We start from the raw sequence: 24,301 nt of genomic DNA on the forward strand, positions 1-24,301 counted from the left end.
CTTAACTGCGGGTGCCGTGGCTCAAGCTGTACTACCGTTAAACACCATGAGCTCGTTGTTTGATCTTTCGGACAAGCCCATTGACGAACTACCCGGTTACCAGCGCACATTCGCGCCGGGCAGGCTAACTGTGGGGCTCAGTCTGCCCATCGAGCAGGACGCCGAAGCCGAACCCAAGGACGCGCTGAGCAATCAGATTCGGCTGATTCAGAAAGCCGAACGCGCAGGCATCGCGGCGGTGTGGGCGCGCGACATCCCGCTGCGTGTGGAAACATTCGGCGACGTCGGCCAGGTCTACGACCCCTGGATGTACCTCAGCTACATCGCCGCACACACCACTGACATTGCACTCGGCACCGGTGCAATCGTCGTGCCTTTTCAGCATCCGCTGGTGATGGCCAAGCGCGCTGCCACGCTGGACAGGCTTTCCGACGGCCGTTTCCTCTTCGGCGTTGCCACCGGTGACCGGCCCGAGGAGTTCCCCGCCTTTAACCAGGACAAAGGCAAGCGCGGTGACCGCTTCCGCGAGCATATCGAGGTCTATGAAAAGGCTATGAGCACTACCTACCGGCCAATCCGGTGGTCTGAGGGCAAGATGGGCGGATCCGATGTGGTGCCCAAGCCGCTGGCACGCCGAGTTCCGCTGTTGGCCACCGGCTCCTGTCAGCAGAGCCTGGAGTGGAAGGCCGCGCATACCGACGGGTGGTTCATGTACCACAAGGGTTTGGAGATGCAGAAGAAGAACATCGCCAACTGGCAGGAAGCGGTGGCCAAGGAGTGTGGCGTGGACGTGTTCAAGCCCTTCCTGGAATCACTGTGGATCGACCTGCATGACGACCCCGACGCACCTGCGCAGGGCGGTCACTTCGGGTACCGCCTTGGCCGCAACAAGCTCATCGAACTGCTGCACTCCCAGCGACAGCTCGGCATCAGCCACGTCAGCATCAACTTCCGCACCTCTAAACGGGATGCGGAAGAGCAGATTGATGAGCTGATTGAGTATGTGCTGCCGGCTATACAGACTCCGTAGCGCCCTGCCACTGATTAATCCCGCGGTCGACAGCCCACTTGTCGATCTCCGCGAGTTCTTCATCGCTAAACGGTGCAGCGTCCAGGGCGCCGAGGCTGTTCTTCAGCTGCTCCACTGACGAAGCCCCAATTAGGGCGGAGGTCACTTCGTCACGGCGAAGAACCCACGAAATGGCCATCTGTGCCAGAGACTGGCCTCGTCGTAAAGCCATGGCGTTGAGCTCACGGATGGCGGTGAGCGTGTCGTCGTTGAGGAACCCCGAGTTCATCTTGTGCGCCCCGAGACGCGAGGACTCCGGCACGCCGTCCAGATAGCGGTCGGTGAGAAGACCCTGCGCAAGCGCGGAAAAGGCGATGACACCCATGCCTTCGTCGGTGCAGGTTTCCAGCAGCTCGTCCTCGATCCAACGGTTGAACATGGAGTAGCTCGGCTGGTGAATAGTCAGCGGAGTGCCCAGCTCACGGGCGATTTTCTGCGCACGGCGAGTCAGCTCGGGGGAGTAGGAGCTCACGCCGACGTAGAGCGCGCGTCCCGAGCGGACGAGGAAGTCGAGGGCGGCGATGGTTTCCTCGATAGGCGTATCCGGGTCGGGGCGGTGGTGGTAGAAAATGTCCACATAATCCAAGCCCATGCGCTTCAGCGAGGCATCGCAGCTGGCCACGAGATATTTCCGCGATCCGCCGAAGCCGTAGGGACCATCCTGCATGTACCAACCGGCCTTAGAGGAAATGATCATTTCATCGCGATACGGAGCGAAATCCTTGGCCATAATGCGACCGAAATTCGCCTCCGCAGAGCCCTGTGGTGGGCCGTAATTGTTGGCGAGATCGAAGTGCGTGACGCCGTGGTCGAACGCGGTGCGCAGGATTTCACGCTGCGTCTCGAGCGGCCGGTCGTCACCAAAGTTATGCCAAAGTCCCAGCGTAATGGCTGGAAGCTTTAGCCCTGTGTCGCCGGAGCGGTTGTACGGCATGGTTTCATAGCGGTTGTCATTGGCGTGGTACACGTCTGGATATGCCATGTGTTCGAGGGTACGCGGGCTTTACGACGAATAGTTGCGCACGAGGTGGCCTTCAACGGGGCGCGTGGCCAAATGGTTACCCCTGGAAGTTAATAAAAGTGAGCTTGCTGGGGAACAAGTGAGGCGGTTCGTCCGACTAATAGAGCATGACTTCAATAGCCACAGGCGATGCCGCTGGAACGCCAGCCGCAAACCCCGTCGCAAAGACTCAGAAAAATGGTGGGCCACGAGCATTACTGCACCGAATCCATGTCGTTGCAGGCATCCTCGTTGCGCCGCTACTTGTTATTGCAGCTGTCACAGGCGTGGCGTATGCCCTCGCCCCGAGCATAGAAAAGGTGGTTTACCACGAAGAACTAACTGCAACTTCAAGCCTTCCCGCACAGCCTCTGGAAAAGCAGGTTGAGGTCGCGCAGCGCGTGCATCCTGAGCTGCCGGTGACCGCAGTGCAGGTCCCGGAAAAGCCGGGACAGACAACGCGAGTTATGTTCAACGATGAGCAGTTGAAGTCGGAGTCCTACCGACATGCGGTGTTCGTCGACCCAGGCGACCTGAGCATCAAGGGTGACCTGGTGCAATACGGTTCCTCGGCGGCGCTGCCACTGCGGGCGTGGATTTCGGAAGGGCACCGCAGGCTCTGGATTGATAGCAACTTTGGTCGCCTCTACTCTGAGACGGCAGCATCCTGGATGGGCGCACTGGCTATCGGTGGCCTCTGGCTCTGGTGGGATCGCTCGCGCCGCAAGCGGACACAGGGAACAAGTAAGAGGGCGCATCATATGCGTCGTCACGCGAATGTTGGTCTGGCGGTCAGCGTTGGACTTTTGTTCCTGACCGTCACCGGCCTGACGTGGTCGTGGGTGGCTGGAACGGGTATTGCTAAGCTGCGCGAGACGATGGACTGGTATGCGCCGAAACCAGCCGTGACTGCGACTGCGCCAGCGAATTATGACTGGTCAGAGGCGAATAGTGTTATGAACCTCGCACGTGCCGAGGGGCTGTCCGGGAAAGTCGAACTGACACCACCGGAAGCTGGCACGGTGTGGATGGCCAAGGAAGCCCGCGAGGAATGGCGGATGGGCATTGAGACCGTCACCGTTGACGGGTCGACCGGAGCGATGGTCGATCGGATTCATTTTGCGGACTGGCCGCTGCCGGCGAAGCTGACCGAATGGCTGATTAACGCGCACATGGGCATCCTGTTCGGTTGGGTGAATCAGCTGGTCTTGGCTCTGATCGGTGTTGCTCTGCTGGCGATGATTGTGCGCGGCTACGCCATGTGGTTTGGGCGCGGTCGAGGCGGTCGTCCGGGCAGGCTCCCGGCGCCGACGCGCTGGCGGGACATTCGCCCGGGCGTTGCAGCAGCTGTGGTGGCGTTGCTGATTGCCTACTCGGTGGTTGCACCACTGTTCGGTGTGACGCTCGTTGGCTTCGTGATTATTGATTGGGCCTGGCGGAAGCTCCGGAGAGGTTAGTGTAGGTTCTATCGCCTTCGGGTTCCCTGCGTGAGCGGGGATGTTCCCAACAATACATGAGGTAGGCCACCTTATGCAGGCCGTTATCCCCGGATTGTCAGACCTGGAAGCCGCATACAAATTCAAGCGAGCAACCAAGAACAGCGTCGGCAACCCAGAGGATTACTCAATGAACTGGGGCGAACGCTCATTTAAGTCGGATACCGACTTGCACCCCTACACGCTCAAGACCTACCGCGAACAATACGAATCGTATTACCGAATGAAACTCACCGAGCGCGACACCCCCGCCGAGGTGATTACTATAGGTATGCAAGCGCTTTTCGACCCCTACATGTTCGACGCCCTAGATAAGGCAGACATCCTAGACTTCACACTAGGAGCCATGCTTACCCTCAACGGGAAAATGAACGGAAAGGCATAAGCAAATGTCATTTTTTGCAATCCAAGGAACATTGGACACGGGTGAAACATACGAGGTTGCCTGTATCAATGGGCGCATGACAGCCACCCCGGAAATCGTCGATGCAATGGCAGACACGACGGATCTAATCCCCGTGGAAGACATCCCAGACGGCCTGAAACTACCGCCGAAGCACTCACCCTATTCGTGGTGGTGGTTTGGTAAGAGCTTACACACGTCAGGCACCCCACCGCTGGTAACGGGAGTCATGCCGGAACCGCCAGAGGATGTAAAAGCAATCCTCAATGAACCGCACATCGCAGCCGGCCCGGTAAAACAGGAAGAAACTAATCTCAGTATCGAACTTCCGCCAACATCCCCGCTTAACCACACATGGGGAGGAAACAACTTTTAACCACCGAAAAAGGTGAGGGGAGAAGATGGCGCTACTACGCCACCCCCACCAGAAACACACACAACGCGGTAGTAGTAGCTACCGCGTTTATAATCTCTAACCAGACACCCAACACAACACACGGGGAGAACAAAGCATGTCCGCACCAACTTTCACCGAACAGTCCGCCGCATACCGTGAGGGCGCGCAGGCCTACAACGAGGGCAAATCTTGGCGCGATAACCCGCATGCCCCCGAGTCAGGTCTAGCCGCCCCGTGGCGCATGGGGTTCAATACCCGCAAGCAGCAGGCAGCGGAGATCAGGGCACAGCGAGCCGCCACTGCGAAACAGGAATTGGCGAAAGAACAAAACTAGGCTCTGCCCGAAAACGCCCAATCAAAACCTACGCAGCGCCTGCGAGTGTCTGCGCTACATAAGCATTGAGCGAGACTCCTTCGCGGGCAGCTGCCATTGCCAGTTTCCGGTGCAGTGAACTGGGGATTCGGACGTTGAATCGCCCCGAGTAGGAACGGTGACCGAAGGGCTCTGGGACTGCTTCATCGGAGGCTTCCATATCCATAAGAACCTCAGTAACGAGGTCTCGAAGTCTTTGTTCCGCTTCCGACGAGTTTTCAGCTACCCACGACAGTGAAGGAAACTCCAGTACCGTCGCCACATATTCTTGATCAGGTTCTGACCAGAAGACCTGGTAGGTGTACTTTTCAGCAGGATAAGACATTGTTATTTTCCTTCGAGTAGAAGTTTGTCGACGGCGGCTAGTACTTGATTGACCTGGTAGGGCTTTGCTTTCCCATATCGATTTTGAATGTTGACCCGAGGGTCGCCGCGCCACGGTGTTTTGTATGTTTCATGGTCGCCCCCGCGCGAAGGGCGTCGTTCGAAGTAAAAGTCGCAGACCTTCTTCAGATCTTGGTAAGAAACGTTGGCGTTCGAAGCGCGCATAGATGTAAGAATTTTTTCTATTTTGTCCCCCACGTCTTGGATAGTACCATCTGTAGTACCGCCCTGGTCAAGGGGTAAATAGCAACCAAAGCCAAAATTCCCCAAAACATCCCGGTTCCAACCCCACCCAATCTGTTACACTTAGCAAAACGAAACTCAGGAGCTTGGTGTGCAGTACTTTTTCACGGTCCATGGCCGCAGAGATATCAACGCGTATGACTCTGACGAGGAAATGCACGCTGCCTTTGAACGGATTGGACGCTTCAATCAGAAGCTGCAGGACGAAGGTCACTGGGTTATGTCCGGAGGGCTGGTTCCACCAGAGGATGCCATGACGGTGCTGCCGGATGGTTCGCACAGCGATTTGCCGTACTACAACGCGATGACGTTCCCGTCGGCTTTTTGGATCGTCGAAGTTGCAGATGAACACGAGGCCATCAACCTGGCCCACGAAGCCTCAGAGGCGTGTGCGCAGGCCGTCGAAGTGCGCGCTATCGCCGAATAGCACACTTACTCACCGCAGTCCGTGCACTCGGCGCATGATGGTCAACATCGCTTGCGTCGGGATCCGCCGCATGAAGGGCACTGCTACGCTTGCCGACGACCCCCGCGCCACCAGGGCCAAGGGGCGTTCGGCGGCCACCTCGCGCATAACCACCTCAGCAATCTCAGAAGCGGGAATGCCACGTTCCTCATTGGCATTCAACTTCGTCAGCATGCGGTGGACATCAGCAGCGTAAACGGAACCCTCATCGCCATACGTCGTCCGACGTGTGGAAATTCCCGTGTTGATGGCACCCGGCTCGACAACCGTCACCCCAATACCGAACTGCGCGACTTCACCCCGCAACGAAAGCCCAAAGCCGCGGATAGCGGCCTTAGTCGCCACATAGGAAGAACGATAGGACAGCGGTAACCCGCCGAGCATCGAACCAACCAGCACAATTCGGCCACGACCAGCCTCACGCATGCCGGGCAGCAGCTGCTGTAACAGCTCCACCTGCCCCAGAACATTGACCTGGAAGAGACGCTCAAGCGCCTCGCGGGGTAGCTCCTCGAAAGCGCCCGACTGGCTCTCACCGGCGTTGGCGACGACGACGTCGTAAGGCCCGTGAGCGACCACAGCGGCGATATCGTCAGCGCTGGACATGTCGAGCGCCACCATCCGCACGCCCTCGGGGTGCGGCGCATCGGCGCCTCTGCGGGACGTGCCAACGACCTCGAAACCGGCCTTGACCAGTGTCTCCGCGCATGCCCAGCCGATGCCGGAGGAAGCGCCGGTCACTAACGCACGGCCACCACCTACACTCGGCAGCTTCGGTCCGCGGGTGAGATTTGCAAAAGCACCGGTCAGGCCACCAATCATCGAGCCTGCACCGCCTCAATGGTCATGCCGCCGGCGCGGAGGCGGCGGGACAGGGCGTCGCCAAGCGCGACAGTAGGAGTGAGCACGCCAGTGGTGTCCGGCAGATCGTCGTGGACGAGCGCGAGGGCGGCGCTGGAAATCATAATCGCGGTGCCTGCGTACCCTGGGTCTTCCTCAAGGGACACCTTGGAACGCCAGTGAATACCGGAGGTGTCGACCGTGTAGGCCTCGATGGTGAAGCGGCCCTCGGCCTGTGCTTCAGCGCTCGGGCCCTCGCCCGGCTTCGGTAGTTTTTTATCAATGAGCTTGGCCGTCGGCCCAAATGCCATCGCCGCCAGCGCCAACCTGCAGACAGCCGCGAAAGCATTCGCGCGCACGAAAGCCTTCGGACCGCGGCCGACATTGAGTAGCTCGCGGTAACGGAAGGAATCACCGTAATCCGCCAGCATCGCCGAGCGCTGAACAATGCGGGTGTTGAAAGGCGACATGAAGAAGGGGGCTCGCCAGTGGCGGCGGAAGCGCGCCGGACGCAGGTCGACGCCGAACTTACCCTGGTCGGGTCCCGGCTCAGCCAGCGCGTACTGATCGGCGATGATGCGACGCAGCTTGGGATCCTTCTTGGCCTGTTCAAGCTGAACGCGGACCGAATCGATAGTGCCGCCGGAGACACCACCCTTGACATGCTTGAACAGCAGGGTTGTCTCACCGAGCTTGGTGTGGGCCGCCTCGTGGAGCTCGCGGACAGCGACATCGGAGGGAATTGAGTCGAAGCCGCAGGAGTGGACAATCTTCGCTCCGGTCTGCTGCGCCACTTCGTGGTTGTTTGCAATGGAGTCGTGGACGAACAGCACTTCGCCACACAGGTCGACGTAGTGAGTACCGGCCTTGGCACACTCGGCCACCAGGGTGCGACCGTACTTCGCGTACGGACCCACAACGGTCAACACCACCTTTGTACTGGCCGCAAGCTGAGCCACCGCCTGTTGGTCGGCGGCATCCGCAACAATGACCGGCCAGTCCGATACGCCTGCATTCTCCGCGACGTCGGCAAGCTTCTGGGCGTTCCTGCCTGCGAGCGCCACCTTCGTCTGACCGGCGTGTTTAGCCAGATAGTCCACAATCAAGCGTCCCACGAAACCCGTGGCGCCGTAGACGACGATGTCGTACTCGCGGTCGTGATTGCGACCCTGTGGCTGTGCGGAAAAAGTAGTCATGCCTACGAAACTAATAAAACGAAAGCGATACCGCGGGCGAATTAAAAAGGTTTTTCTAGATCCGGGTATTCAGCGATGGGTTTGGCGGGAGGGCTAACGTAGGACAAGTGACTAGCGCTAACGAAAACCCCGAACAGATCGAAGGACTGCGGCCAGAAGATCCCGGATTCCGCCGCGCGCTTATCGCTGTGCTTTTCGCCGGCCTGGCATCGTTCCAAGCGCTCTACGCAACGCAGGCGCTGCTGCCCACGCTTGCCGACGAGCTATCGGTCGACCCCGCCACCGCCGCGCTGACGGTATCCGCCACCACCGGTGGCTTGGCCTGTGCGATTATCCCGGTGTCCATTTTGTCGGAACGCTTTGGACGCAGACGCGTGATCGTCATCAGCGCATTTGTGGCAACGCTACTGGGGCTCGTGGTGTCAATCGCGCCGGGCATCGGTTCGATGATTGCTCTGCGCCTGCTGCAGGGCATTGTCATTGCCGGTGTTCCCGCAGTGGCTATGGCTTATGTCAGTGAGGAAGTCCACGCCGACCATGTCAGTCGCGTGATGGGGCTATATATCTCGGGCACGACGGTCGGTGGTCTGCTCGGCCGTATTATTCCGTCCATTGTGCTGGAGTTCGCCTCTTGGCGGGTGGCGATTGCGGTCTCGGCGACGGTGGCGTTCATCTTCGCCATTCTGACCTGGTACTTCTTGCCGCAACAGCGCAGGTTCCAGCCGAAGCAGCTGTCGTTTGCAGGGGAGGGGCAGGCCATAGCACGGCACTTGCGCGACCCGCGTATTCTCGCGCTGTGCGCCCTGGCGTTCCTGTTCATGGGCTCGTTTGTCTCCCTGTACAACTACCTGGGCTTCCGACTGGGCGATAAGTTCGGACTCTCCCCGGCACTGGCAGGGTTCGTATTTATTCTCTACCTGTCGGGCACGTGGTCGTCGGCACGCGCGGGCGTGTGGGCGAAGACGGTGAGCCGCCGTCGCCTCATCGCCATTGCGACTCTGGCCGCGTGCGTGGGCCTGGGGCTGGCGCTGCTGCCGTGGCTGTCCGCGCTAATTGTGGGCGTACTTGTATTCACGGCATCGTTCTTCGTGGCGCACTCGCTGTCCTCGTCCGGCGTGGGGCTGGTGGCGCAGCGCGACCGCGCCGAGGCGTCATCGATGTACCTGTTCAGCTACTACGCGGGCTCATCGATTGTCGGTTGGGTATCCGGCATGGTCTTCAGCCGCTTTGAGTGGGCAGGGCTGATTCCGTGGCTGGTGGTGCTGTCCTTCATTGCTGGTGCATGTGCTGTGGCGGGGTTGAAGCCGCGGCGATAGGTGGCGAAACCGGCAGCAAGGCGCATTTAGGCACCGCGTAAAGAACCCTTAATGTAAAAAACAGTGATTTTTTACATTAAGGGTTAGTTTTTAGGGCACTATATGTAAAAAGCATCATGTAAAGAACACCGGGGAAAGAAGGAAGTTCGCCGTGAAGCACTATCCGCTTAAGAGGATCTTCCACATGTCCGCACATGATGCGGAACAGACAGTGGAAGGCGAATACCAGTCACGCAAAGACTCCCCGTCGACGATTCAGTGGCACTTTCCGCTGGGGCAGTGGCCACTCTTTTGCTGCATTACAAGCGATCTCGCAGCCAAGATTGAAAAGATTCTGTCTATAGAGCTACAGATCTCACAGTTGTGGAATCGCCTGCCGGGTGCCGCGCGGACTCACTATCTCTTCAATCTGCTCCTGGCCGAGGTGGTAGCCACCAATGAAATTGAGGGGATCCACTCCACACGGCGAGAAGTCGCGGAGGCGTTGGACAACACTTCCGGAACCCAGCACAAGCGGTTCCATGAGTTCAGCCAGCTCTATTTCCGGCTGGCCAACGATGAGCGGATTGAGTTTCCGATAACGCTTAAAGAACTCCGTCAGCAGTACGATCAGCTTCTCGGCGATGAGATTGCCGCCGAAGATGAGTTAGACGGTGAACTCTTCAGGGCAGCAACGGTCACGATTACCGATGGGCAACGACAGGTTCACCGCGGTGTGGAAAGTGAAGCGGCCATTCACCAATTTCTCAATGAGTTCCTGGAAACGGTGAATTCCTCAGAGGACAATCGGCTTATTCGAATCCTGGCAAGCCATTTCATGTTCGAGTTCGTTCACCCGTTTTATGACGGCAATGGCCGGATGGGGCGTTTTCTGCTGTCAGTGGCATTGCGGGAGACACTCTCAACAGCAACAGCGCTGACTATTTCCCGCCAACTCGCTGAGGATAAGGCGAAGTACTACAAGGCTTTTACCACTACGGAAGACCCGATGAACCGGGGCGAAGTCACATTCTTCGTCGAGGCGATGGCTGATGTCATTCTGAATGCACAGCAGTATCTACTGGAAGAGCTGCAGATGAAGTCTTACCAGTGCGAAAGGCTTGAACAGCGGATAGCTGAGCTATCTAACTCGCCCGAGCGGGTGCTGCCTGTGTCGCTTACAGGAAACGAGATTGGCACGCTATACGTCCTGGCACAGGGTCGGTTGTTCGGGCCCGAATATGGAATCAAGCTCGAACACGTCGCTGACACCGTCGGCAAGGAAAAGCGGACAGCGCGAAAGTATCTCGCCGAGTTAGAGGCGGCAGGATTGGCAATGCCCACGAGCCGCCGCCCGCTGCGATTCCAGCTGGCACCGGCGGGAGTAGATCTCTTAGGCCTTGAACCCGCCGACCATGAATCTGTTTCCGGAGCCTACTTCTGACCCACAATCAGCTCAGTGCCATCGGCTGACAGCGGAGCCTGGCCAGCGGGCTTACGCGAGGGGCCAGAAACAACCTGACCAGTAGCAATATCAAAGTGGGAGTTGTGGTTCGGGCAAATCATCACACCATTGCTGACCTCAGTGATGCGACCATTCTGGTGCGGGCACGAACTGGAGAAAGCGGCGAACTTGCCCTCCTCCGGCTGCGTGACGACGTAATTGCCGATAACCACACCGCCGCCAACCGGAATGTCGGCAGCGTCAACCTTCTCCACCGCAGACTTTGGTGCACAGGCGGCTACGAGTGCGCCAGCTGCAGTGGCGGCAGTTCCCAGGAGGAAACGACGACGGGAGCACGGGGAGACATCAGAACTCATGGCACTGAGATTACCTTCATTTGATTACCTTTATTTCTTATACGAGCGTTCACCGAAGATAGCGCGTCCCACACGCACGGTGGTCGCTCCCTCGGCGATGGCTTCGCGGTAGTCGCCGGACATACCCATTGACAGTTCGTCGAGGCTGACACCCTCCGGCAAATCCCCGAGCAGACTGTCGCGCAGATCGCGCAGCTCCGCGAATGCCTCGCGGACATTTGGGTCATTCTGGGCCGCGATGGTCATAAACCCGCGCAGGCGCAGGTTCGGGTACTCGCCATCGGGGCCGAACATGCGGACAAACTCCGCTGCGTGGCTCGGCGCCAGGCCCGACTTCTGCGGCTCGCGGGAGACATTGACCTGAATCAGCACATCAAGTGTGCGCTCGGCATCAGCCAAGCGGCGCTGCAGCGCTCCGGCCACCTTCGGTCGGTCCAGCGCCTGAAACTCATCAGCACAGCTGACCAAGTGGCCGGCCTTATTCGTCTGCAGTGGACCGATGATGGCCATATGTGGTGCTTTCTCGCCGAAGGCCTCCCGGAATACCTCCGCCTTGGCCACCGCTTCCTGGACGCGGTTTTCCGCCAGGCCAGCGCAGCCGGCTGCCGCGAGCTCCGGCCAAGATTCCACCAGGGCGTCGACAGGCACAGTCTTGCTGACGGGCAGCAGACGGACCTCGGAGGGCTGACGCCCGGCTCGTCGGCAAGCGTCGTCGATCTCGGAGCGAACCTTGCGATAGTTTTCCACGAACATACCTCCCACTCTAAGGCCTGAGTAGGAAGAACAGTGCGGTAGTGTCGAATCATGCTCATGGACAGACTCTCGACGCTTTCCGTCATGCAGAGACGGATCTTGGCAATTGTATTTGGGCTGGTGTCGCTGGTCGTTGTCATCGACTTCATCTATCTTGCGGCAACTGCCTACATGATGGACCTCGAGGTCTTCCAAGACGCCGGCTGGGCGCTACGAAGAGACCAGGATCTCTACTCACCAGAGTTTCCCACCAGATCGGGTTTCCGCTTTATCTACCCACCGTTTGCAGCGCTGCTGTTTTACCCGCTGACCTGGGCGGGGCCGGTCACCCTGCAAATCATCTGGACGTTCGCCACGCTGGCGGCGGTGTGGGCGATGCTGTGGATGGTCTTCACTCGTCTCGGCTCTGAGCGTCCGAAGCTGATGGCTATCTGCCTGCTCGGGGTGGTGATGCTGCTTGACCCGCTGCGCGCTAACGTGCTCTTCGGGCAGATTAACGTCTTCCTCGCGCTGCTGGTGGTCTCCGATGTGTTGGGCTTTTTGCCCAAGAAGCTGCGTGGATTGGGCGTGGGTATCGCGGCGGGTATCAAGATCACCCCTGCGGCATATGCGCTGGTGTTCCTCATGCGCCGTGACTTTGCGGCCGTGGCCAAGAGCTTCTGCTGGTTCCTGGTGACCGTCGCCATTGGTTTCGCCGTGCGCTTTAAAGAGTCGATTTACTTCTGGACCGATGAGTTCTTCGCCGGCAACCGCGGTGGCGCCCCGGCTTACGAGGCCAACCAGGCGTTCAGTGGTCTGCTCGCCCGCGCCGGGGTGGAGGGCACTGCGCTCGATATTGGCATCTACGGTTTCTTCCTCTTTGGCGCCATCGCCGCTGCTTTCGTGGCGTGGATCTACCACCGCAATGGCTATCAGGTCGCAGCCCTCGGTTTCGTCGCGCTGGCGGTCAGCTTTGCTGGACCGTACGCGGTCAGCCACCACTGGTCGATTGTCATGGTCTTTGTGCCGCTGGTGCTCTTCGTCCGCGAGATTGGGAACATCGTTGTCGGCACCTTGTTCATGATCGCCCACTGGTGGGCGCCGTACAAGGTCTTCGTGGGCAACGACTTCGGCCATGCCGCGGGCGTGGGGCAGTGGTTCTACGGCAACATGCAGGGAATCATGGGCGGCGTGCTCTTCTTCACCTGCCTGGGCTACGCAATCTACCTCTGGTACAAACCCAGTCGCGTGCGGGCGCAGGCAGTTGCTTAACGACGAGCCTGCTTAACGACGGCGCTTCGTTCTCGCAGTAGCCTGCTCCTCCCACGGGTTCTCCGGCCACGGGTGCTTGGGGTAACGGCCCCGCATCTCGGAGCGAACCTGTGCGTAGGCGCCATTCCAGAAGCTTTCCAAGTCTCCAGTGACTGCGAGTGGTCGCTGAGCCGGTGACAGCAAATGCATTGTCACCGGCTTTTCCAATACCTGCGGGGTCTCCGCCAGGCCAAAGCACTCCTGCAACTTCACAGCCAGGACAATCTGCGCCTCTTCGTCGGTGGGGTCCTCCGGGTACTCCAGGCGAATCCGAGAACCGGATGGGACCTCCAGGCGTTCGGGCACCAACCGGTCGAAGTCCGTAGCCTCCGGCCAGGGCAGCAGGCGGCGGAGGTGCTCGGCATCCAAAGTCGGAGGGGTCGGGCGGTCCAGCTCGCCAGCGAAGAGGAGCTCGGCCTGGGCCGCAAGCCCTGCGGGGGAGACATCCGGCCATGGGGCACCGCGATGAGTGTGGAGAAAGGCCATGCGGCGGCGGAGCTGTTCGGTGTCGCGGTCGAGGTTGGGGGCGGCGTCGGCAAGCGTGTTGGCAAGCCAGGTGGAGTTGGCGGCAATGCACTGCTCGGGCGTCGGGGAGACCTGGCGGGAGGACAGTTCGATGGCGCCGAGCAGGTCGCGCTCGCGGGCGCGAACGCGGCCCTGTTCGACGCGCGCCGTGGTCTCCGTGTGGGCGAGGTGGCCGGCGGCGAGCATGGCAATTTCTAGGTCGATCGCCTCGCCGTCGCGGATTAGCGCGCGGCCGTGGGAGAGCCGCGAGATGTTGGCGGCCGCGATCCACTCGTGGCCGTGCAAGTCAGAACCGCGGGCAAGTTCCGCTGCGGTGCCGCCGGTGAAGAGGTATTCGTCGGAGTTCGCACTGCGCCGTCGCCCGATGAAATCCGGCCAGGCCAGGGCCGTGACCAGCGCGGGGATGTCCGAGGGCAGCAGGTTGGCGGGGGCTTCAGTATCCAGCTCAATGCGGTGCACCTGCTTGGACAAGCCGCGGGCATCGGTGAGTTTCTCCACCGCGCGTGCGACCGCGCCGGCGTGCTCCGGCATCATGGCCGTGGCGGTCAGCAGCGCGCGTCCCATGCGCGGATGCACCGGCAGGGTAGCCAGGGTGCGGCCGAGCTCTGTGATATCACCGACCTCATCAACAGCACCCAGGCCAGCGAGAATGCGGTTTGCAGCCTCCGTGTGGTGGGGTGGTGGGGAGTCGAGAAGCTTGAGTCCCTGCATCCCCGGCGTGCCCCACGCCGCGGCGTCGAGGAGTGCCTGTGTCAGGTCGGCGACCTCGATTTCCGGCGCGGGCCAGGCGGGAAAGGACGCGAACTCCGACTGAGAGACGCAGCGCACCACGATGCCCGGACCCTCACGTCCCGCACGGCCCGCGCGCTGGTTCGCGGAGGACTGCGCACACGAGCTGGTGACCAGGCCGGAGAAGCCACGCGCGATGTCGAGCCGCGGTCCGCGCGCGAGGCAGGCGTCGACAACGGCGCGCACACCCGGCACGGTCACGGATGATTCCGCAATCGCGGTGGACACAATCACGCGCCTACCGTCCGCTTGTCGACGGAACACGCGGTCCTGCTCTTCGGAGCTCTGCTGGCCATGCAGCGTTAGCACTGTCGCATCTGAGGCGTCGGCGATATAGCCTGCGCAGCGTTCCACCTCGCGGATCCCGGGGAGGAAAACCAGCACATCACCGGCGGCTTCCTCCACCAGTTTCCTGGCCTGCGCTGCCACGTGCTGCAGGAAATCGTCGGTCACACCGCGTGCATCCAGCCGCTGCGGGAAGGGTGAGTAGCGAATATCCAGCGGGTGGATTGCCGCCTCCGCAGCCACGATGGGAGCCGGGGTGGAGCCGCCGAGCAAGGCCGCGAACTTCGGCGCATCCACCGTCGCAGACATAGCGACAAGGCGCAGGTCATCGCGAACATCGCGTAGGTCGCGCACCATCGCCAGCACCAGATCGGTGTCCAAGCCGCGCTCGTGCACCTCGTCGATGAGCACCGCGCTGGCATCCACGTCGCCGTCGCGCAGCAGTCGACGCAGCAGCACACCGGGAGTGACAAACTCCACGCGGGTGGCGCGGGAAACTTTTGTGTCGCCACGCACCGAGTAGCCAACTTCCTCACCGAGCTTCGTGCTCGACAGCTGTGCCAACCGCCGCGCCGCCGAGCGCACCGCCACGCGTCGGGGAGCCGTGACCACAATGCGGCCGCCCAGGGTGTTGGCCACCGCCGGCGGAACCAAAGTGGTCTTGCCGGTGCCCGGTGGGGCCTGGACTACTACGTCGTGGTCGCGCACGGCGCCGGCAAGCGAGACGAGCTGCGACGCGAACGGCAGGTCTGCAGAAATGTTCTGCAAATTGAACTGGAAATCGATGCTCATAGAACTGGTAGTAACTCCGGACAGGCGGGTAAAGTGCCCGCATATGCAGGACTTATCTCGTTTTGGTTGGCTTTCAGTGGGGGCGGCGGTCGTCACCATCGCGCTGAAGTTTTGGGGCTACACTCTGACCGGATCGGTGGGCCTGCTTTCCGACGCGACGGAGTCGATTGTCAATCTGGTTGCGGCAGTTGTCGCAATTATTGTGCTCAAGGTTATCGCGCGGCCCGCGGACCGCGACCATGAGTTCGGCCATTCCAAGGCAGAGTACTTCTCGGCCGGGCTGGAAGGTGCCATGATCTTCGTGGCGGCGGCGGCGATTATTTATGTCTCTATCGAGCGTTTGGTGCACCCGCAGCCGATTGAGCAGATCGGCCTGGGCCTCATCGTGACCGTGATTGCCTCGGTGGTTAGTGGTGCGGTGGCGCTGATTCTGCTTAGGGCCGGGCGCCAGCATAACTCCCTGGCGCTGACCGCCGACGGCAAGCATCTTATGACCGATGTGTGGACCTCCGCCGGTGTTCTGGCGGGTGTGGCTCTGGTGTGGATTACTGGCCTGTGGTGGCTCGACCCGATTATCGCGCTGGCGGTGGCCGTAAACATCCTGGTCACTGGTTTCAAGCTGCTGCGCGATTCCGGTAACGGCCTGATGGACAAGGCCATGGAGGGCGAGGACCGCGTGGCGGTGGACGAGATTTTGGCCTCGCACCGCAATCGGAGTCGGGGCATTGACGTTCACGAGATTCGCACTCGTGTGTCGGGGCATCAGCAGTTCATTGAGTTCCATGTGCTGGTGCCGGGCGCGTGGAGCGTGGAGCACGGGCACGATGTGCTCACCGCGATGGAGGATGAGCTGCGGGAGCGCTTCCCGGGTGTGCATATTTCCTCGCATCTGGAGCCAATTGAGGACGAACGCGCCTATGGGGATGTGCAGTTGTAACGCGCGTGAGGCAGCTCGGTAGAGGCTAAAAGATTGCGCAGTACCCAAAGTGAGCTAAATTCCACGAAAGTGCTGAAAGTGATGCGTCTTACACTTTAAGATTGTGTATACAAAATCATGCACTGTTTAAGTCCACTCGAAGGAACTGCATAAATGACCTCCGAAGCCTCAACTACTCCCACAGGAAATATCGGTTTTTCCGCGAAGAGCCCAAAGTTGCCGGAGCCGTGCCCTCGCCAGGACATCATTATTCCGGCTAATGACCGCGTCCTGCTGCGCGGAACCATGTTCCGTCCGAAGGAGAACCCGGAGAACATTTCGAACGGCATCATCACCGTTCACTCCGGTACTGGTGTGCCGCAGGGTTTCTACCACCGTTTCGCTGAGACCGTGGCAGAAAAGGGCTACGGCGTCATCACCTATGACTACCGCGGAATTGGCCAGTCCGCTCTGAAGACTGACCTGAACAATGAAGACATCCGGATGTCGGACTGGATCACCAAGGACATTCCGGGTGTGATCGAGTGGGCCAAGGAGACCTACCCGGACGTGCGGCACTTCGCTGTCGGCCACGCGGTTGGTGGTCACGGCATCGCCTACGCCGGCTCCGAGGGCACCTATGACGCAGCAGCGCTGGTCAACTGCCGCGGTATGCGTATTTCCAAGGTGCCATCCGTGGCGGGCAAGGTCCGCGCATTCTTCATCTTTAACATTCTCGGCCCGATCAGCGGTTTCATCACTGGCCACATTCCGGCGTCGGCGTGGCGTCTGGCTGTTGAGCCGCCGAACGGTGTCATGCGTCAGTGGGCGCGCTGGGCTCGCAAGGAAGGCTACTTCTTCGACGACTCCGAGTTCGACTTCGCTAATCGCTTCTCCAAGGCTCCGCAGCCGTTCCTGTCCATCCGCGTTCCGGATGATTACTGGACTGAGGAGTCCTCGGCAGACCTGATCACCAATGTGATGAGCTCTGCTGAAAAGATTGAAAAGCGCCAGGCTCAGCCGGCTGGTGGCAAGGGCGTGGGCTACGGTGGTTACTTCCGCTCCGGTCACGAGAAGGAGTGGGACGAGCTGCTGGACTGGTTCCAGACCAACAAGGACTAAGTAGGAGGTTTCATGGCGATTGCCAAGGTGGAAACGCCCTTCGGCGCGCTTGGAATCGCCACCTCCGCTCGCGGGGTCGTCGAAGTCAATCTCTTAGGTCCCGTGCTTGACGACGACCCCAGCGCCGCCGACCCCGAAGCGCAGGCGGTGGCGGAACTGGCGGCGCAGCAGTTCCGCGAGTATTTTGCCGGGCAGCGCCGTGAGTTTGCGCTGCCGCTGGACTGCGACGTATTCACGCAGGATTCTTTCCGCGCTCGTGCTCTGACCGCACTGCGCGATGTGCCGTATGGCCAGGTTGTGACCTATGGCGAGCTTGCCGAGATGGCCGGCTCACCCCGTGCCGCCAGGGCTGCCGGGTCGGCCTGTGCCACCAATCCGCTGGGTATTCTGATTCCCTGTCACCGCGTGGTGCCCGCCAGTGGGGGAGCGGGATCTTTCGGTGCCTATGCCGGTGGCCGCGAAATGAAGCGCTGGCTACTCGAACTCGAAGGTTGGCCACCCGCTAATCTCTAATGCATGACTTCACATTCTCCGCGCGACCAGTTCGCCACCGAATTTGAGAACATCGTCCGCAACCGTCGTGCCACACGCGTCTATGCTGACGAACCTCTTAACGACGCTGACGTGCGCCGCCTCCTGGAGCTATCTTTGGAAGCTCCCAGCGCCTTTAACATTCAGTCCCGCGCGATTGTGCGTATCGAGGACCCTGAGGTGCGTCAGAAGGTAGTGGAAGCTGCCGGCGGTCAGAAGCAGGTTGCCAATGCGCCGCTGCTACTCGCTTTCATTGGTGAGCCGACCGGCTGGAAGCGCGGTATTCCGCGCCTGATTGAGACCAACAAGGCCACTGGCCTGTGGGACGAAGTTGCCGCCGCTGAGCGGGAGGCCTCGATGATCTCCTTCCACGAGGCCCGCGAGAAAAAGGGTCTCTCCCGCGAGTTCGCAATCCGCGACGCCATGATTGCCGCTTCTTTCGCTATGGTCACTGCCAGCGCCTTTGGTTGGGCTAGTTCCCCGATGACGGGCTTTAGTGAGCAGAAGGTCAAGGAAGCTATCGGTGCCGGTGACACCGATGTGGCGGTAGCGCTGTTGCTGGCTATCGGTGTCCCGGGTGAGTTCCCGGCTCACCCGGGCCGTTTCGAGTTCGAGCAGCGCGCCTACACCGACCGCTACGAGGCGTAGCGGCCCTACAGCGCGAGCGCTACTTCGACGGCCTGGCGGATGGCACGCTTTGCGTCCAGTTCAGCGGCCACGTCTGCGCCACCGATGATGGTGACATTGGAGTTATCGCCGGTGACGCTTTCGCGATCCTTGTCGCCCAGGCAGTCCAGATTGGATACCTGGCCAGTACAGACAATCACGTTGTCAACTGCGATGACCTGTGGCTTTTCATCGATGGTGATGTGTAGGCCCTCGTCATCAATGCGGTTGTAGGTGACGCCGGTGTACTGCTTGACGCCGGCCTTCTTAATCTCCGCACGGTGAACCCAACCAGTGGTCTTGCCCAGGCCCTTGCCGATGCGGGAGGTCTTGCGCTGCAGCAGGTGCACCTCGCGCTCGACCTCAAACTCCTCAGCCGCGCCAGAGACCGTGCCCGGCTTGGTCAGGCCCGCGCGGAACTCCGCTGGGTCACCGACGCCCCAGGCGTCCTTCCAGGCCTCGATGGTCTGGTTCGGCTTGCGCGTGAGGTACTCACACACGTCCACACCGATACCACCAGCACCGATGACGGCCACCTTGTTACCGGCCTGCTTCGCACCCGAGAGCAGCTCGTCGTAACGAATGACCTTCTCGTGGTCGATACCGTCAATGCCCGGGATTCGTGGGGTGACACCCGTGGCCACAATCACGTGGTCAAACTTGGTTTTGAGCTCGTCGACGTCGGCACGCGTGTTCAGGTGAACCGGAACCTCGAGCACCTCCAGTCGACGTGAGAAGTACTTCAGCGTCTCGCCGTAGTCCTCCTTGCCCGGAATCTGTGCGGCGAGGTTGAACTGGCCACCAATCTGGTCGGCGGCCTCGAAAATCTCCGGATGGTGACCGCGCTGAGCTGCGGCTTCCGCGAAAGCGAGTCCAGCCACACCAGCGCCGATGACGGCGACGCGCTTGGCCTTGTCCTTCGCAACCGGCACGGATACCAGCTCGGTTTCGTAAGCCGCCTTCGGGTTGACCAAACAGGTAGAGCGCTTGTTGGCGAAGGTGTGGTCCAGACAGGCTTGGTTACAGGCGATACAGGTGTTGATTTGGTCAGCCCGACCATCGCCAGCCTTGATGGCGAAGTCCGGGTCAGCCAGTAGTGGGCGGGCCATGGAAATCAGGTCCGCGTTGCCGTCAGCGAGGATCTTCTCCGCAACCTCGGGGCGATTGATTCGGTTGGAGGCTGCGACCGGGACGTCGACAAGCGAACGGAGACGACCAGTCAGATCCGTGAATGCGGCGCGCGGCACGGACGTAACGATGGTGGGGACGCGTGCTTCGTGCCAGCCGATGCCGGTGTTGAAGACATCGACGCCAGCCTCGACCAGACGCTGCGCGAGTTCAGTGGTCTCGGACCAGGTCTGGCCGTCTTCCACCAGGTCAAGCAGCGAAATACGGTATTGAAGCAGGAAGTCTTCGCCCACTTCGGCGCGAATGCGGCGGACAATTTCGATGGGCAGGCGCATGCGAGCCTCGGCGCTGCCGCCCCAGTTGTCCGAGCGGTGGTTAGTGCGCTCGGCCAGGAACTGGTTGAGCAGGTAACCCTCGGAGCCCATAACCTCAATGCCGTCGTAACCAGCACGTTTCGCGAGCTTCGCGGCGCGGACATAAGCGCCAATGGTGCGTGAGACATCAAAGCCGGTGAGGCGATGAGCCTTAAACGGGCTAATCGGTGACTGACCGGTATTGGCGGAGCGAGCCAGCGGACTGTAGCTGTAACGACCGGCGTGCAGCACCTGCAGCACGATGTGGCTGCCGTGGGAGTGCACGAGGTCAGTCACACGGCGGTGATTGTCCGCCATGCGCTTCGACGCCATCATCGAACCGGCCGGAGTCAGCCAACCCTCGATGTTGGGAGCATAACCGCCGGTGACGATGAGTCCCACGCCACCTTCGGCACGCCGACCCAGGTAGGCAGCCAGCTTGGGGATATCACGGGTGCGATCTTCCAGACCGGAGTGCATTGAACCCATGATGATGCGATTGCGCAGAGTTAGAGGACCGACGTCGAGAGGGGAGAGAAGATGTGGGAAGTGAGGCTGGTCAGACATGCAACCAGTATCGCGGTTTTAGCGGCTGTGCATGCGGTGAATCGGAAAAATTCCTGCACAGTTTTATATACGTTTCACGTGGAACATCAGGTGTAAAGCACACGCAGTCTTCGGCGGAGGAAGGTGTCCTATGACTACAGTCGGGGATATCAGTAGACGCAGGTAGCAAGGAGTTGAGCCCTCATGACCTCTGAAACTTCAACTAATGGCAGGAAAGTAGCTGTAGTTACCGGTGCTTCTTCCGGTATTGGTGCAGCCACTGCCAAGCAGTTCGCAGCTGAAGGTTTCCGCGTTGTGTTGGGAGCCCGCCGCGAGGACAAGCTCGAGGCTGTCGCGGAGGAGATCCGCGCTGCCGGTGGTGAAGCGACAGTCTACAAGGTCGACGTCACCTCCGACGACGATGTGGCGGCGCTGGCTAAGGCCGAACCGCGCGTCGACGTGCTGGTAAACAACGCCGGTGGTGCCTGGGGTATGGAGTCGGTCGAAGGTGCTGTCGAGGAAAAATGGCGTTGGATGTACGACGTCAACGTGCTGGGCACCCTGCGCGTCACCCGCGCACTGCTGCCCGCACTGAAGACCACCAGCGGCATTGTGCTCACCGTCGGCTCGATTGCCGGTCGCCAGGTCTACACCGGCGGTGCCGGCTACAACGCCGCCAAGCACGCTGAGCGCGCTCTGGTGGAAGTCCTGCGTCAAGAGGTTGCTGTCGATGGCGTGCGCGTCACTGAAATCGATCCGGGGCGCGTCCACACCGACTTCTCACTCGTGCGTTTCGACGGCGACGAGACCAAGGCCGCAGCGGTCTACGACGGCGTTGAGTCGCTGACCGCCGATGATGTTGCCGACATCATTGTGTTCGCGGCCACCCGCCCGAATCGCGTCAACATCGACTTCCTGCAGGTGACCCCCATCGACCAGGTGGGCGGCGCGAAGCCGAAGAAGTAAACCGACTACATAGAGGAGCCGTATATGAGCATCGATATTGCCGCTGACACCAAGATTGCCCTGGTCACGGGCGCAAGCCGTGGTATCGGCCTGGCGGTCGCCAAGGATCTCTCCCGTGATCACCACGTCATTGTGGGCGCTACCAGTGTTGAGTCTGCTGAGAAGGTGGCATCGCAGTTGCCGTCGGCAAGCGTATTCGTTGCTGACCTGGGTGATACCGACGCCGTAAACGCGGAAGTGGCAAAGCTGTTGGAGACGCTCGGTGGGCGCGGGCTGGATGTGCTCGTGCACTCGGCGGGTGTGTACGTCGATGGGGACGTGGCGGAGGTTTCGCGTGCGGACTGGTCGCGGATCATGGATATCAACGTCGTCGCCGTCGCCGACCTGACCCGCCAGCTGCTGCCGGCGCTGCGCAAGGCGGAGGGCACGCTGGTGACCATCAACTCGGGCTCGGGATTCCGCGCTTCAGCTGGTACTTCACCGTATGCGGCCTCGAAGTTCGCGCTGCGGGCCTTCACCGATGCGCTGCGTGAGGAAGAGCGTGGCGCGGTACGAGTCAGCTCCGTGCACCCCGGGCGCGTCGACACCGATATGCAGGTTCACCTGCAGTCGAATTGGCACCGCGATGATGCGGATTGGCGTTACGACGGCACGCAGTTCATGCGGCCGGAATCGATTGCAGCCGCAGTACGCCTGGCCGTTGATACCGGAGCGGACGCCAACGTGGATGAAATCCAGGTGCGCCCGCGCGGATAGCCGTGTAAAAGGTAGCTGAGATAAGCAAAAAGTGTGCCCATGCGGCGGATAGCCGGTGGGCACACTTTCGTGTACACGCTTCTTACTGAGCGTCCAGGTTCAGGCGCTCGTGCATTGCCTTGACCTCGCGCGGGACAACCTTGCCGATGGCGTTGCGCGGCAGGGAGTCGACGAAGAAGACGCGGTCCGGAGTGGAGTGCTCGGCCAGAGTTTCGCGGACGTACTCGCGCAGCATGTCCTCGGTGAGGTTCTTGCCGGCCTCATTGTCCTCGCGGACGACGTAGAGGAACAGGTCAGCGAAAATCTCGTCGTTTTCGTTGCTGCCGTGGCAGAAGACGTCGGCGATACCCGGCACCGGGCCGAGAATTTCTTCGACCTCGCGTGGGAAGATGTTCTCGCCGCCCTTGATCACCATGTCGTCGGAGCGACCACAGATGTACAGGTAGCCGTCCTGGTCGATACGGCCGAGGTCACCGATCTGGAACAGGCCATCGACGGTGGTGAACTTGTCCTTCTTGTTCAGGTAACCGATGAAGGAGAGCTCCTGAGCGGTGTGGATCATGCCAACCTCACCCGGCTCGACTTCCTTGCCGTCGTCCCCCAGGATGCGAACCTTGGCGCCAATTGCCGGTCGACCTGCGGAGTCCGGGCGAGCTGCGAGGTCCGCTCCGGATGCGATGGAGCACAGGCCGGCCTCGGTGGAGCCGTAGAAGTTACAAATAACCGGACCGAAGCGGTGAGTCAGCGCGGAGACGAGCCAGCCCGGGATGGCGTTACCAGAGGAGACGATGAAGCGGAACGGGCCAATCTTGCGGTTCGGCTCCTCATCCAGAACGTCCTTGATCTGGCGCAGGAAGAAGGCCGCGGAAATCATGCCGTTACAGCCGTACTGCTCACACTGGTCAACAGCCTTCTTCGGGTCGAAGACACGCATGGTGACAATGGTGGAGCCGGTAGCCATACCAATCAGCACATTTGCCCAGCCCCAGGCGTGGAACATGGATGCGGACTGGTGAATGACCATGTTGCGGCGCCACGGAATACGCTCGGCGATTGCCCCCACAGTTGCCGGTGTCTTCGGCTCATTGCGCAGGACACCCTTCGGGATGCCGGTTGTGCCGGAGGACATGATGATGATGCGTCCCTGCTCCGGCTTCGGATCTAACTTGGCGTTCGATGTACGACCTTCTTCAATGAGGTCTTCCATGAACAGGAAGTTCTTGCCCGCGTTCTTGCGGGTCTCCGGCTTGGTCACGGAGGTAATAACGACGGTGACATCGTCGAGGTCTTCCGGCAGATTGCCCAGGAACTCGTCATCGACGAACAGGAACTTGGCCTTGTTCTGGTCAACGACGCCGCGAATCTGAGTCGGGCCGGAGCCGATATTCATCAGCATAATTTCGGAGCCGATGAATCCCTTGATGGCCATCGGCAGGATGATGCCGCGGCCGTTACGTGCGATAACGCCGAAGCTGGACTTCTGGGTCATGCCACGGTCCATCAAGGCGCGAGCCAGGGCGTGAGCGTTGTCCAGCAGCTGAGAATAGGTCAGCTCGCCGTCATCATCGACAAGGGCGAGGCGATCCGGGTAGCGCAGCGCACTCATGGAAATAAGGCTGGCGACGGAGAACTTCAAGCGACGCAGGTAATCGAGGATCTTCGGCGCCGTCTTCGGAGTCATGTACAGGGCGCCGGTACGCAGGAGTGGTGGAATCGACTGGGCAAAAGCCTTGATTTGGAGCCCAAGTGGTACTTCCGGAGCCTTCATTTCAGCTGCCATGGGTGAGAATCCTCCAAGATGATGGACAAGCGATTAATAGCGCCAAGCGACTCTTTAGTCACATTGACACCATCAGTCACGATAGTGCGATTTTGTAACAACCAGACTTTAACAAACCTG

25 protein-coding genes are annotated in these 24,301 nt (G+C 60.3%); 15 read left to right on the top strand and 10 right to left on the bottom strand.

What is annotated here, in order from left to right; translation table 11 throughout:
* Positions 1-46: 46 nt before the first annotated feature.
* Positions 47-1,030, top strand: a complete 984-nt coding sequence (locus tag HMPREF2847_RS03735; RefSeq protein WP_070851575.1) for an LLM class oxidoreductase — start codon at positions 47-49, stop codon at positions 1,028-1,030.
* Here HMPREF2847_RS03735 and mgrA read toward each other — a convergent pair.
* Positions 1,014-2,051, bottom strand: coding sequence for an L-glyceraldehyde 3-phosphate reductase (mgrA, locus tag HMPREF2847_RS03740; RefSeq protein ID WP_070851576.1), 1,038 nt, complete (start codon positions 2,049-2,051; stop codon positions 1,014-1,016). The genes HMPREF2847_RS03735 and mgrA overlap by 17 nt on opposite strands.
* Positions 2,052-2,197: 146 nt before the next feature.
* Here mgrA and HMPREF2847_RS03745 point away from each other — a divergent pair, with 146 nt between their 5' ends.
* The 4 genes from HMPREF2847_RS03745 (at position 2,198) to HMPREF2847_RS03760 (ending at position 4,699) form a co-directional block, all read left to right on the top strand.
* Positions 2,198-3,526, top strand: a complete 1,329-nt coding sequence (locus HMPREF2847_RS03745) for a PepSY-associated TM helix domain-containing protein (RefSeq protein ID WP_070851577.1) — start codon at positions 2,198-2,200, stop codon at positions 3,524-3,526.
* A 73-nt stretch (positions 3,527-3,599) separates the two neighbouring features.
* Positions 3,600-3,950 (top strand): hypothetical protein, encoded by a 351-nt coding sequence (locus HMPREF2847_RS03750; protein ID WP_048731934.1) that lies wholly within the window; start codon positions 3,600-3,602, stop codon positions 3,948-3,950.
* A gap of 4 nt (positions 3,951-3,954) precedes the next feature.
* On the top strand, positions 3,955-4,344 hold the full coding sequence (locus tag HMPREF2847_RS03755; RefSeq protein WP_048731936.1) for a hypothetical protein: 390 nt from the start codon (positions 3,955-3,957) through the stop codon (positions 4,342-4,344).
* Between the two features lie 136 nt (positions 4,345-4,480).
* A complete protein-coding gene (locus tag HMPREF2847_RS03760; protein WP_241482040.1) occupies positions 4,481-4,699 on the top strand; it encodes a hypothetical protein in 219 nt (72 codons plus the stop codon).
* Between the two features lie 28 nt (positions 4,700-4,727).
* On the opposite strand, the gene HMPREF2847_RS03765 is transcribed toward HMPREF2847_RS03760, so the two are convergent.
* Positions 4,728-5,063 (bottom strand): type II toxin-antitoxin system HicB family antitoxin, encoded by a 336-nt coding sequence (locus tag HMPREF2847_RS03765; protein ID WP_048731939.1) that lies wholly within the window; start codon positions 5,061-5,063, stop codon positions 4,728-4,730.
* 2 nt (positions 5,064-5,065) lie between these two features.
* The gene (locus tag HMPREF2847_RS03770) at positions 5,066-5,287 is read right to left on the bottom strand and encodes a toxin HicA (RefSeq protein ID WP_048732076.1); all 222 of its coding nucleotides are present in this window, start codon (positions 5,285-5,287) and stop codon (positions 5,066-5,068) included.
* A gap of 169 nt (positions 5,288-5,456) precedes the next feature.
* Between HMPREF2847_RS03770 and HMPREF2847_RS03775 the strand changes: the two genes are divergently transcribed.
* Positions 5,457-5,792 carry a YciI family protein gene (locus tag HMPREF2847_RS03775; RefSeq protein ID WP_048731941.1) on the top strand — a complete coding sequence of 112 codons (336 nt, stop codon included), beginning with the start codon at positions 5,457-5,459 and terminating at the stop codon, positions 5,790-5,792.
* A gap of 9 nt (positions 5,793-5,801) precedes the next feature.
* Here HMPREF2847_RS03775 and HMPREF2847_RS03780 read toward each other — a convergent pair whose 3' ends face one another.
* Positions 5,802-6,653, bottom strand: coding sequence for an SDR family NAD(P)-dependent oxidoreductase (locus HMPREF2847_RS03780; protein WP_048731943.1), 852 nt, complete (start codon positions 6,651-6,653; stop codon positions 5,802-5,804).
* A complete protein-coding gene (locus tag HMPREF2847_RS03785) occupies positions 6,650-7,867 on the bottom strand; it encodes a saccharopine dehydrogenase family protein (RefSeq protein ID WP_070851578.1) in 1,218 nt (405 codons plus the stop codon). The genes HMPREF2847_RS03780 and HMPREF2847_RS03785 overlap by 4 nt, the downstream gene beginning before the upstream one ends.
* Positions 7,868-7,974: 107 nt before the next feature.
* On the opposite strand from HMPREF2847_RS03785, the gene HMPREF2847_RS03790 reads away from it, so the two are divergent.
* Entirely contained in the window at positions 7,975-9,183 is a 1,209-nt protein-coding gene (locus tag HMPREF2847_RS03790) for an MFS transporter (RefSeq protein ID WP_070851579.1), read from the top strand.
* 184 nt (positions 9,184-9,367) lie between these two features.
* The gene (locus tag HMPREF2847_RS03795; protein ID WP_222866918.1) at positions 9,368-10,606 is read left to right on the top strand and encodes a Fic family protein; all 1,239 of its coding nucleotides are present in this window, start codon (positions 9,368-9,370) and stop codon (positions 10,604-10,606) included.
* Here the strand turns inward: HMPREF2847_RS03795 and HMPREF2847_RS03800 are convergent.
* Together HMPREF2847_RS03800 and HMPREF2847_RS03805 are read right to left on the bottom strand one after the other, a co-directional pair.
* Positions 10,597-10,983, bottom strand: coding sequence for a Rieske (2Fe-2S) protein (locus HMPREF2847_RS03800; protein ID WP_016421777.1), 387 nt, complete (start codon positions 10,981-10,983; stop codon positions 10,597-10,599). The two genes, HMPREF2847_RS03795 and HMPREF2847_RS03800, sit on opposite strands and share 10 nt — an antisense overlap.
* 30 nt (positions 10,984-11,013) lie before the next feature.
* The gene (locus HMPREF2847_RS03805) at positions 11,014-11,736 is read right to left on the bottom strand and encodes a YggS family pyridoxal phosphate-dependent enzyme (RefSeq protein ID WP_070601376.1); all 723 of its coding nucleotides are present in this window, start codon (positions 11,734-11,736) and stop codon (positions 11,014-11,016) included.
* An 84-nt stretch (positions 11,737-11,820) separates the two neighbouring features.
* Here HMPREF2847_RS03805 and HMPREF2847_RS03810 point away from each other — a divergent pair, with 84 nt between their 5' ends.
* On the top strand, positions 11,821-12,987 hold the full coding sequence (locus tag HMPREF2847_RS03810) for a glycosyltransferase 87 family protein (protein WP_246821923.1): 1,167 nt from the start codon (positions 11,821-11,823) through the stop codon (positions 12,985-12,987).
* 12 nt (positions 12,988-12,999) lie between these two features.
* Here HMPREF2847_RS03810 and HMPREF2847_RS03815 read toward each other — a convergent pair whose 3' ends face one another.
* Positions 13,000-15,417, bottom strand: a complete 2,418-nt coding sequence (locus HMPREF2847_RS03815) for an ATP-dependent RNA helicase (protein WP_070851582.1) — start codon at positions 15,415-15,417, stop codon at positions 13,000-13,002.
* Between the two features lie 43 nt (positions 15,418-15,460).
* On the opposite strand from HMPREF2847_RS03815, the gene HMPREF2847_RS03820 reads away from it, so the two are divergent.
* From HMPREF2847_RS03820 to HMPREF2847_RS03835, 4 genes are all read left to right on the top strand, one after another.
* Positions 15,461-16,354 (top strand): cation diffusion facilitator family transporter, encoded by an 894-nt coding sequence (locus HMPREF2847_RS03820; protein WP_070851583.1) that lies wholly within the window; start codon positions 15,461-15,463, stop codon positions 16,352-16,354.
* 153 nt (positions 16,355-16,507) lie between these two features.
* On the top strand, positions 16,508-17,455 hold the full coding sequence (locus tag HMPREF2847_RS03825; RefSeq protein WP_070851584.1) for an alpha/beta hydrolase family protein: 948 nt from the start codon (positions 16,508-16,510) through the stop codon (positions 17,453-17,455).
* Positions 17,456-17,467: 12 nt separating this feature from the next.
* A complete protein-coding gene (locus HMPREF2847_RS03830) occupies positions 17,468-17,968 on the top strand; it encodes a methylated-DNA--[protein]-cysteine S-methyltransferase (protein ID WP_048731960.1) in 501 nt (166 codons plus the stop codon).
* 3 nt (positions 17,969-17,971) lie between these two features.
* Positions 17,972-18,634 (top strand): nitroreductase family protein, encoded by a 663-nt coding sequence (locus HMPREF2847_RS03835; protein ID WP_048731962.1) that lies wholly within the window; start codon positions 17,972-17,974, stop codon positions 18,632-18,634.
* Between the two features lie 5 nt (positions 18,635-18,639).
* Here HMPREF2847_RS03835 and HMPREF2847_RS03840 read toward each other — a convergent pair whose 3' ends face one another.
* On the bottom strand, positions 18,640-20,700 hold the full coding sequence (locus HMPREF2847_RS03840) for an oxidoreductase (protein ID WP_070851585.1): 2,061 nt from the start codon (positions 20,698-20,700) through the stop codon (positions 18,640-18,642).
* Positions 20,701-20,883: 183 nt separating this feature from the next.
* Between HMPREF2847_RS03840 and HMPREF2847_RS03845 the strand changes: the two genes are divergently transcribed.
* Together HMPREF2847_RS03845 and HMPREF2847_RS03850 are read left to right on the top strand one after the other, a co-directional pair.
* Positions 20,884-21,645: an SDR family oxidoreductase gene (locus tag HMPREF2847_RS03845; protein WP_070431859.1), complete on the top strand. Its 762-nt coding sequence runs from the start codon at positions 20,884-20,886 to the stop codon at positions 21,643-21,645.
* A gap of 24 nt (positions 21,646-21,669) precedes the next feature.
* Positions 21,670-22,401, top strand: coding sequence for an SDR family oxidoreductase (locus tag HMPREF2847_RS03850; RefSeq protein WP_070851586.1), 732 nt, complete (start codon positions 21,670-21,672; stop codon positions 22,399-22,401).
* Between the two features lie 82 nt (positions 22,402-22,483).
* On the opposite strand, the gene HMPREF2847_RS03855 is transcribed toward HMPREF2847_RS03850, so the two are convergent.
* The gene (locus tag HMPREF2847_RS03855; RefSeq protein WP_048731970.1) at positions 22,484-24,181 is read right to left on the bottom strand and encodes an AMP-binding protein; all 1,698 of its coding nucleotides are present in this window, start codon (positions 24,179-24,181) and stop codon (positions 22,484-22,486) included.
* Between the last annotated feature and the right edge of the window lie 120 nt (positions 24,182-24,301).

Origin of the sequence: Corynebacterium sp. HMSC074C03 (genome assembly GCF_001838285.1) — a bacterium.
Taxonomy (GTDB): Bacteria; Actinomycetota; Actinomycetes; order Mycobacteriales; family Mycobacteriaceae; genus Corynebacterium; species Corynebacterium amycolatum.

Bases quoted from the DNA above. Each gene is read 5' to 3' on its own strand.
- HMPREF2847_RS03735 (WP_070851575.1), top strand. From the start codon at position 47: ATGAGCTCGTTGTTTGATCTTTCGGACAAGCCCATTGACGAACTACCC.
- mgrA (WP_070851576.1), bottom strand. From the start codon at position 2,051: ATGGCATATCCAGACGTGTACCACGCCAATGACAACCGCTATGAAACC.
- HMPREF2847_RS03745 (WP_070851577.1), top strand. From the start codon at position 2,198: ATGACTTCAATAGCCACAGGCGATGCCGCTGGAACGCCAGCCGCAAAC.
- HMPREF2847_RS03750 (WP_048731934.1), top strand. From the start codon at position 3,600: ATGCAGGCCGTTATCCCCGGATTGTCAGACCTGGAAGCCGCATACAAA.
- HMPREF2847_RS03755 (WP_048731936.1), top strand. From the start codon at position 3,955: ATGTCATTTTTTGCAATCCAAGGAACATTGGACACGGGTGAAACATAC.
- HMPREF2847_RS03760 (WP_241482040.1), top strand. From the start codon at position 4,481: ATGTCCGCACCAACTTTCACCGAACAGTCCGCCGCATACCGTGAGGGC.
- HMPREF2847_RS03765 (WP_048731939.1), bottom strand. From the start codon at position 5,063: ATGTCTTATCCTGCTGAAAAGTACACCTACCAGGTCTTCTGGTCAGAA.
- HMPREF2847_RS03770 (WP_048732076.1), bottom strand. From the start codon at position 5,287: ATGCGCGCTTCGAACGCCAACGTTTCTTACCAAGATCTGAAGAAGGTC.
- HMPREF2847_RS03780 (WP_048731943.1), bottom strand. From the start codon at position 6,653: ATGATTGGTGGCCTGACCGGTGCTTTTGCAAATCTCACCCGCGGACCG.
- HMPREF2847_RS03785 (WP_070851578.1), bottom strand. From the start codon at position 7,867: ATGACTACTTTTTCCGCACAGCCACAGGGTCGCAATCACGACCGCGAG.
- HMPREF2847_RS03795 (WP_222866918.1), top strand. From the start codon at position 9,368: ATGTCCGCACATGATGCGGAACAGACAGTGGAAGGCGAATACCAGTCA.
- HMPREF2847_RS03800 (WP_016421777.1), bottom strand. From the start codon at position 10,983: ATGAGTTCTGATGTCTCCCCGTGCTCCCGTCGTCGTTTCCTCCTGGGA.
- HMPREF2847_RS03805 (WP_070601376.1), bottom strand. From the start codon at position 11,736: ATGTTCGTGGAAAACTATCGCAAGGTTCGCTCCGAGATCGACGACGCT.
- HMPREF2847_RS03810 (WP_246821923.1), top strand. From the start codon at position 11,821: ATGCAGAGACGGATCTTGGCAATTGTATTTGGGCTGGTGTCGCTGGTC.
- HMPREF2847_RS03815 (WP_070851582.1), bottom strand. From the start codon at position 15,417: ATGAGCATCGATTTCCAGTTCAATTTGCAGAACATTTCTGCAGACCTG.
- HMPREF2847_RS03820 (WP_070851583.1), top strand. From the start codon at position 15,461: ATGCAGGACTTATCTCGTTTTGGTTGGCTTTCAGTGGGGGCGGCGGTC.
- HMPREF2847_RS03825 (WP_070851584.1), top strand. From the start codon at position 16,508: ATGACCTCCGAAGCCTCAACTACTCCCACAGGAAATATCGGTTTTTCC.
- HMPREF2847_RS03830 (WP_048731960.1), top strand. From the start codon at position 17,468: ATGGCGATTGCCAAGGTGGAAACGCCCTTCGGCGCGCTTGGAATCGCC.
- HMPREF2847_RS03835 (WP_048731962.1), top strand. From the start codon at position 17,972: ATGACTTCACATTCTCCGCGCGACCAGTTCGCCACCGAATTTGAGAAC.
- HMPREF2847_RS03840 (WP_070851585.1), bottom strand. From the start codon at position 20,700: ATGTCTGACCAGCCTCACTTCCCACATCTTCTCTCCCCTCTCGACGTC.
- HMPREF2847_RS03845 (WP_070431859.1), top strand. From the start codon at position 20,884: ATGACCTCTGAAACTTCAACTAATGGCAGGAAAGTAGCTGTAGTTACC.
- HMPREF2847_RS03850 (WP_070851586.1), top strand. From the start codon at position 21,670: ATGAGCATCGATATTGCCGCTGACACCAAGATTGCCCTGGTCACGGGC.
- HMPREF2847_RS03855 (WP_048731970.1), bottom strand. From the start codon at position 24,181: ATGGCAGCTGAAATGAAGGCTCCGGAAGTACCACTTGGGCTCCAAATC.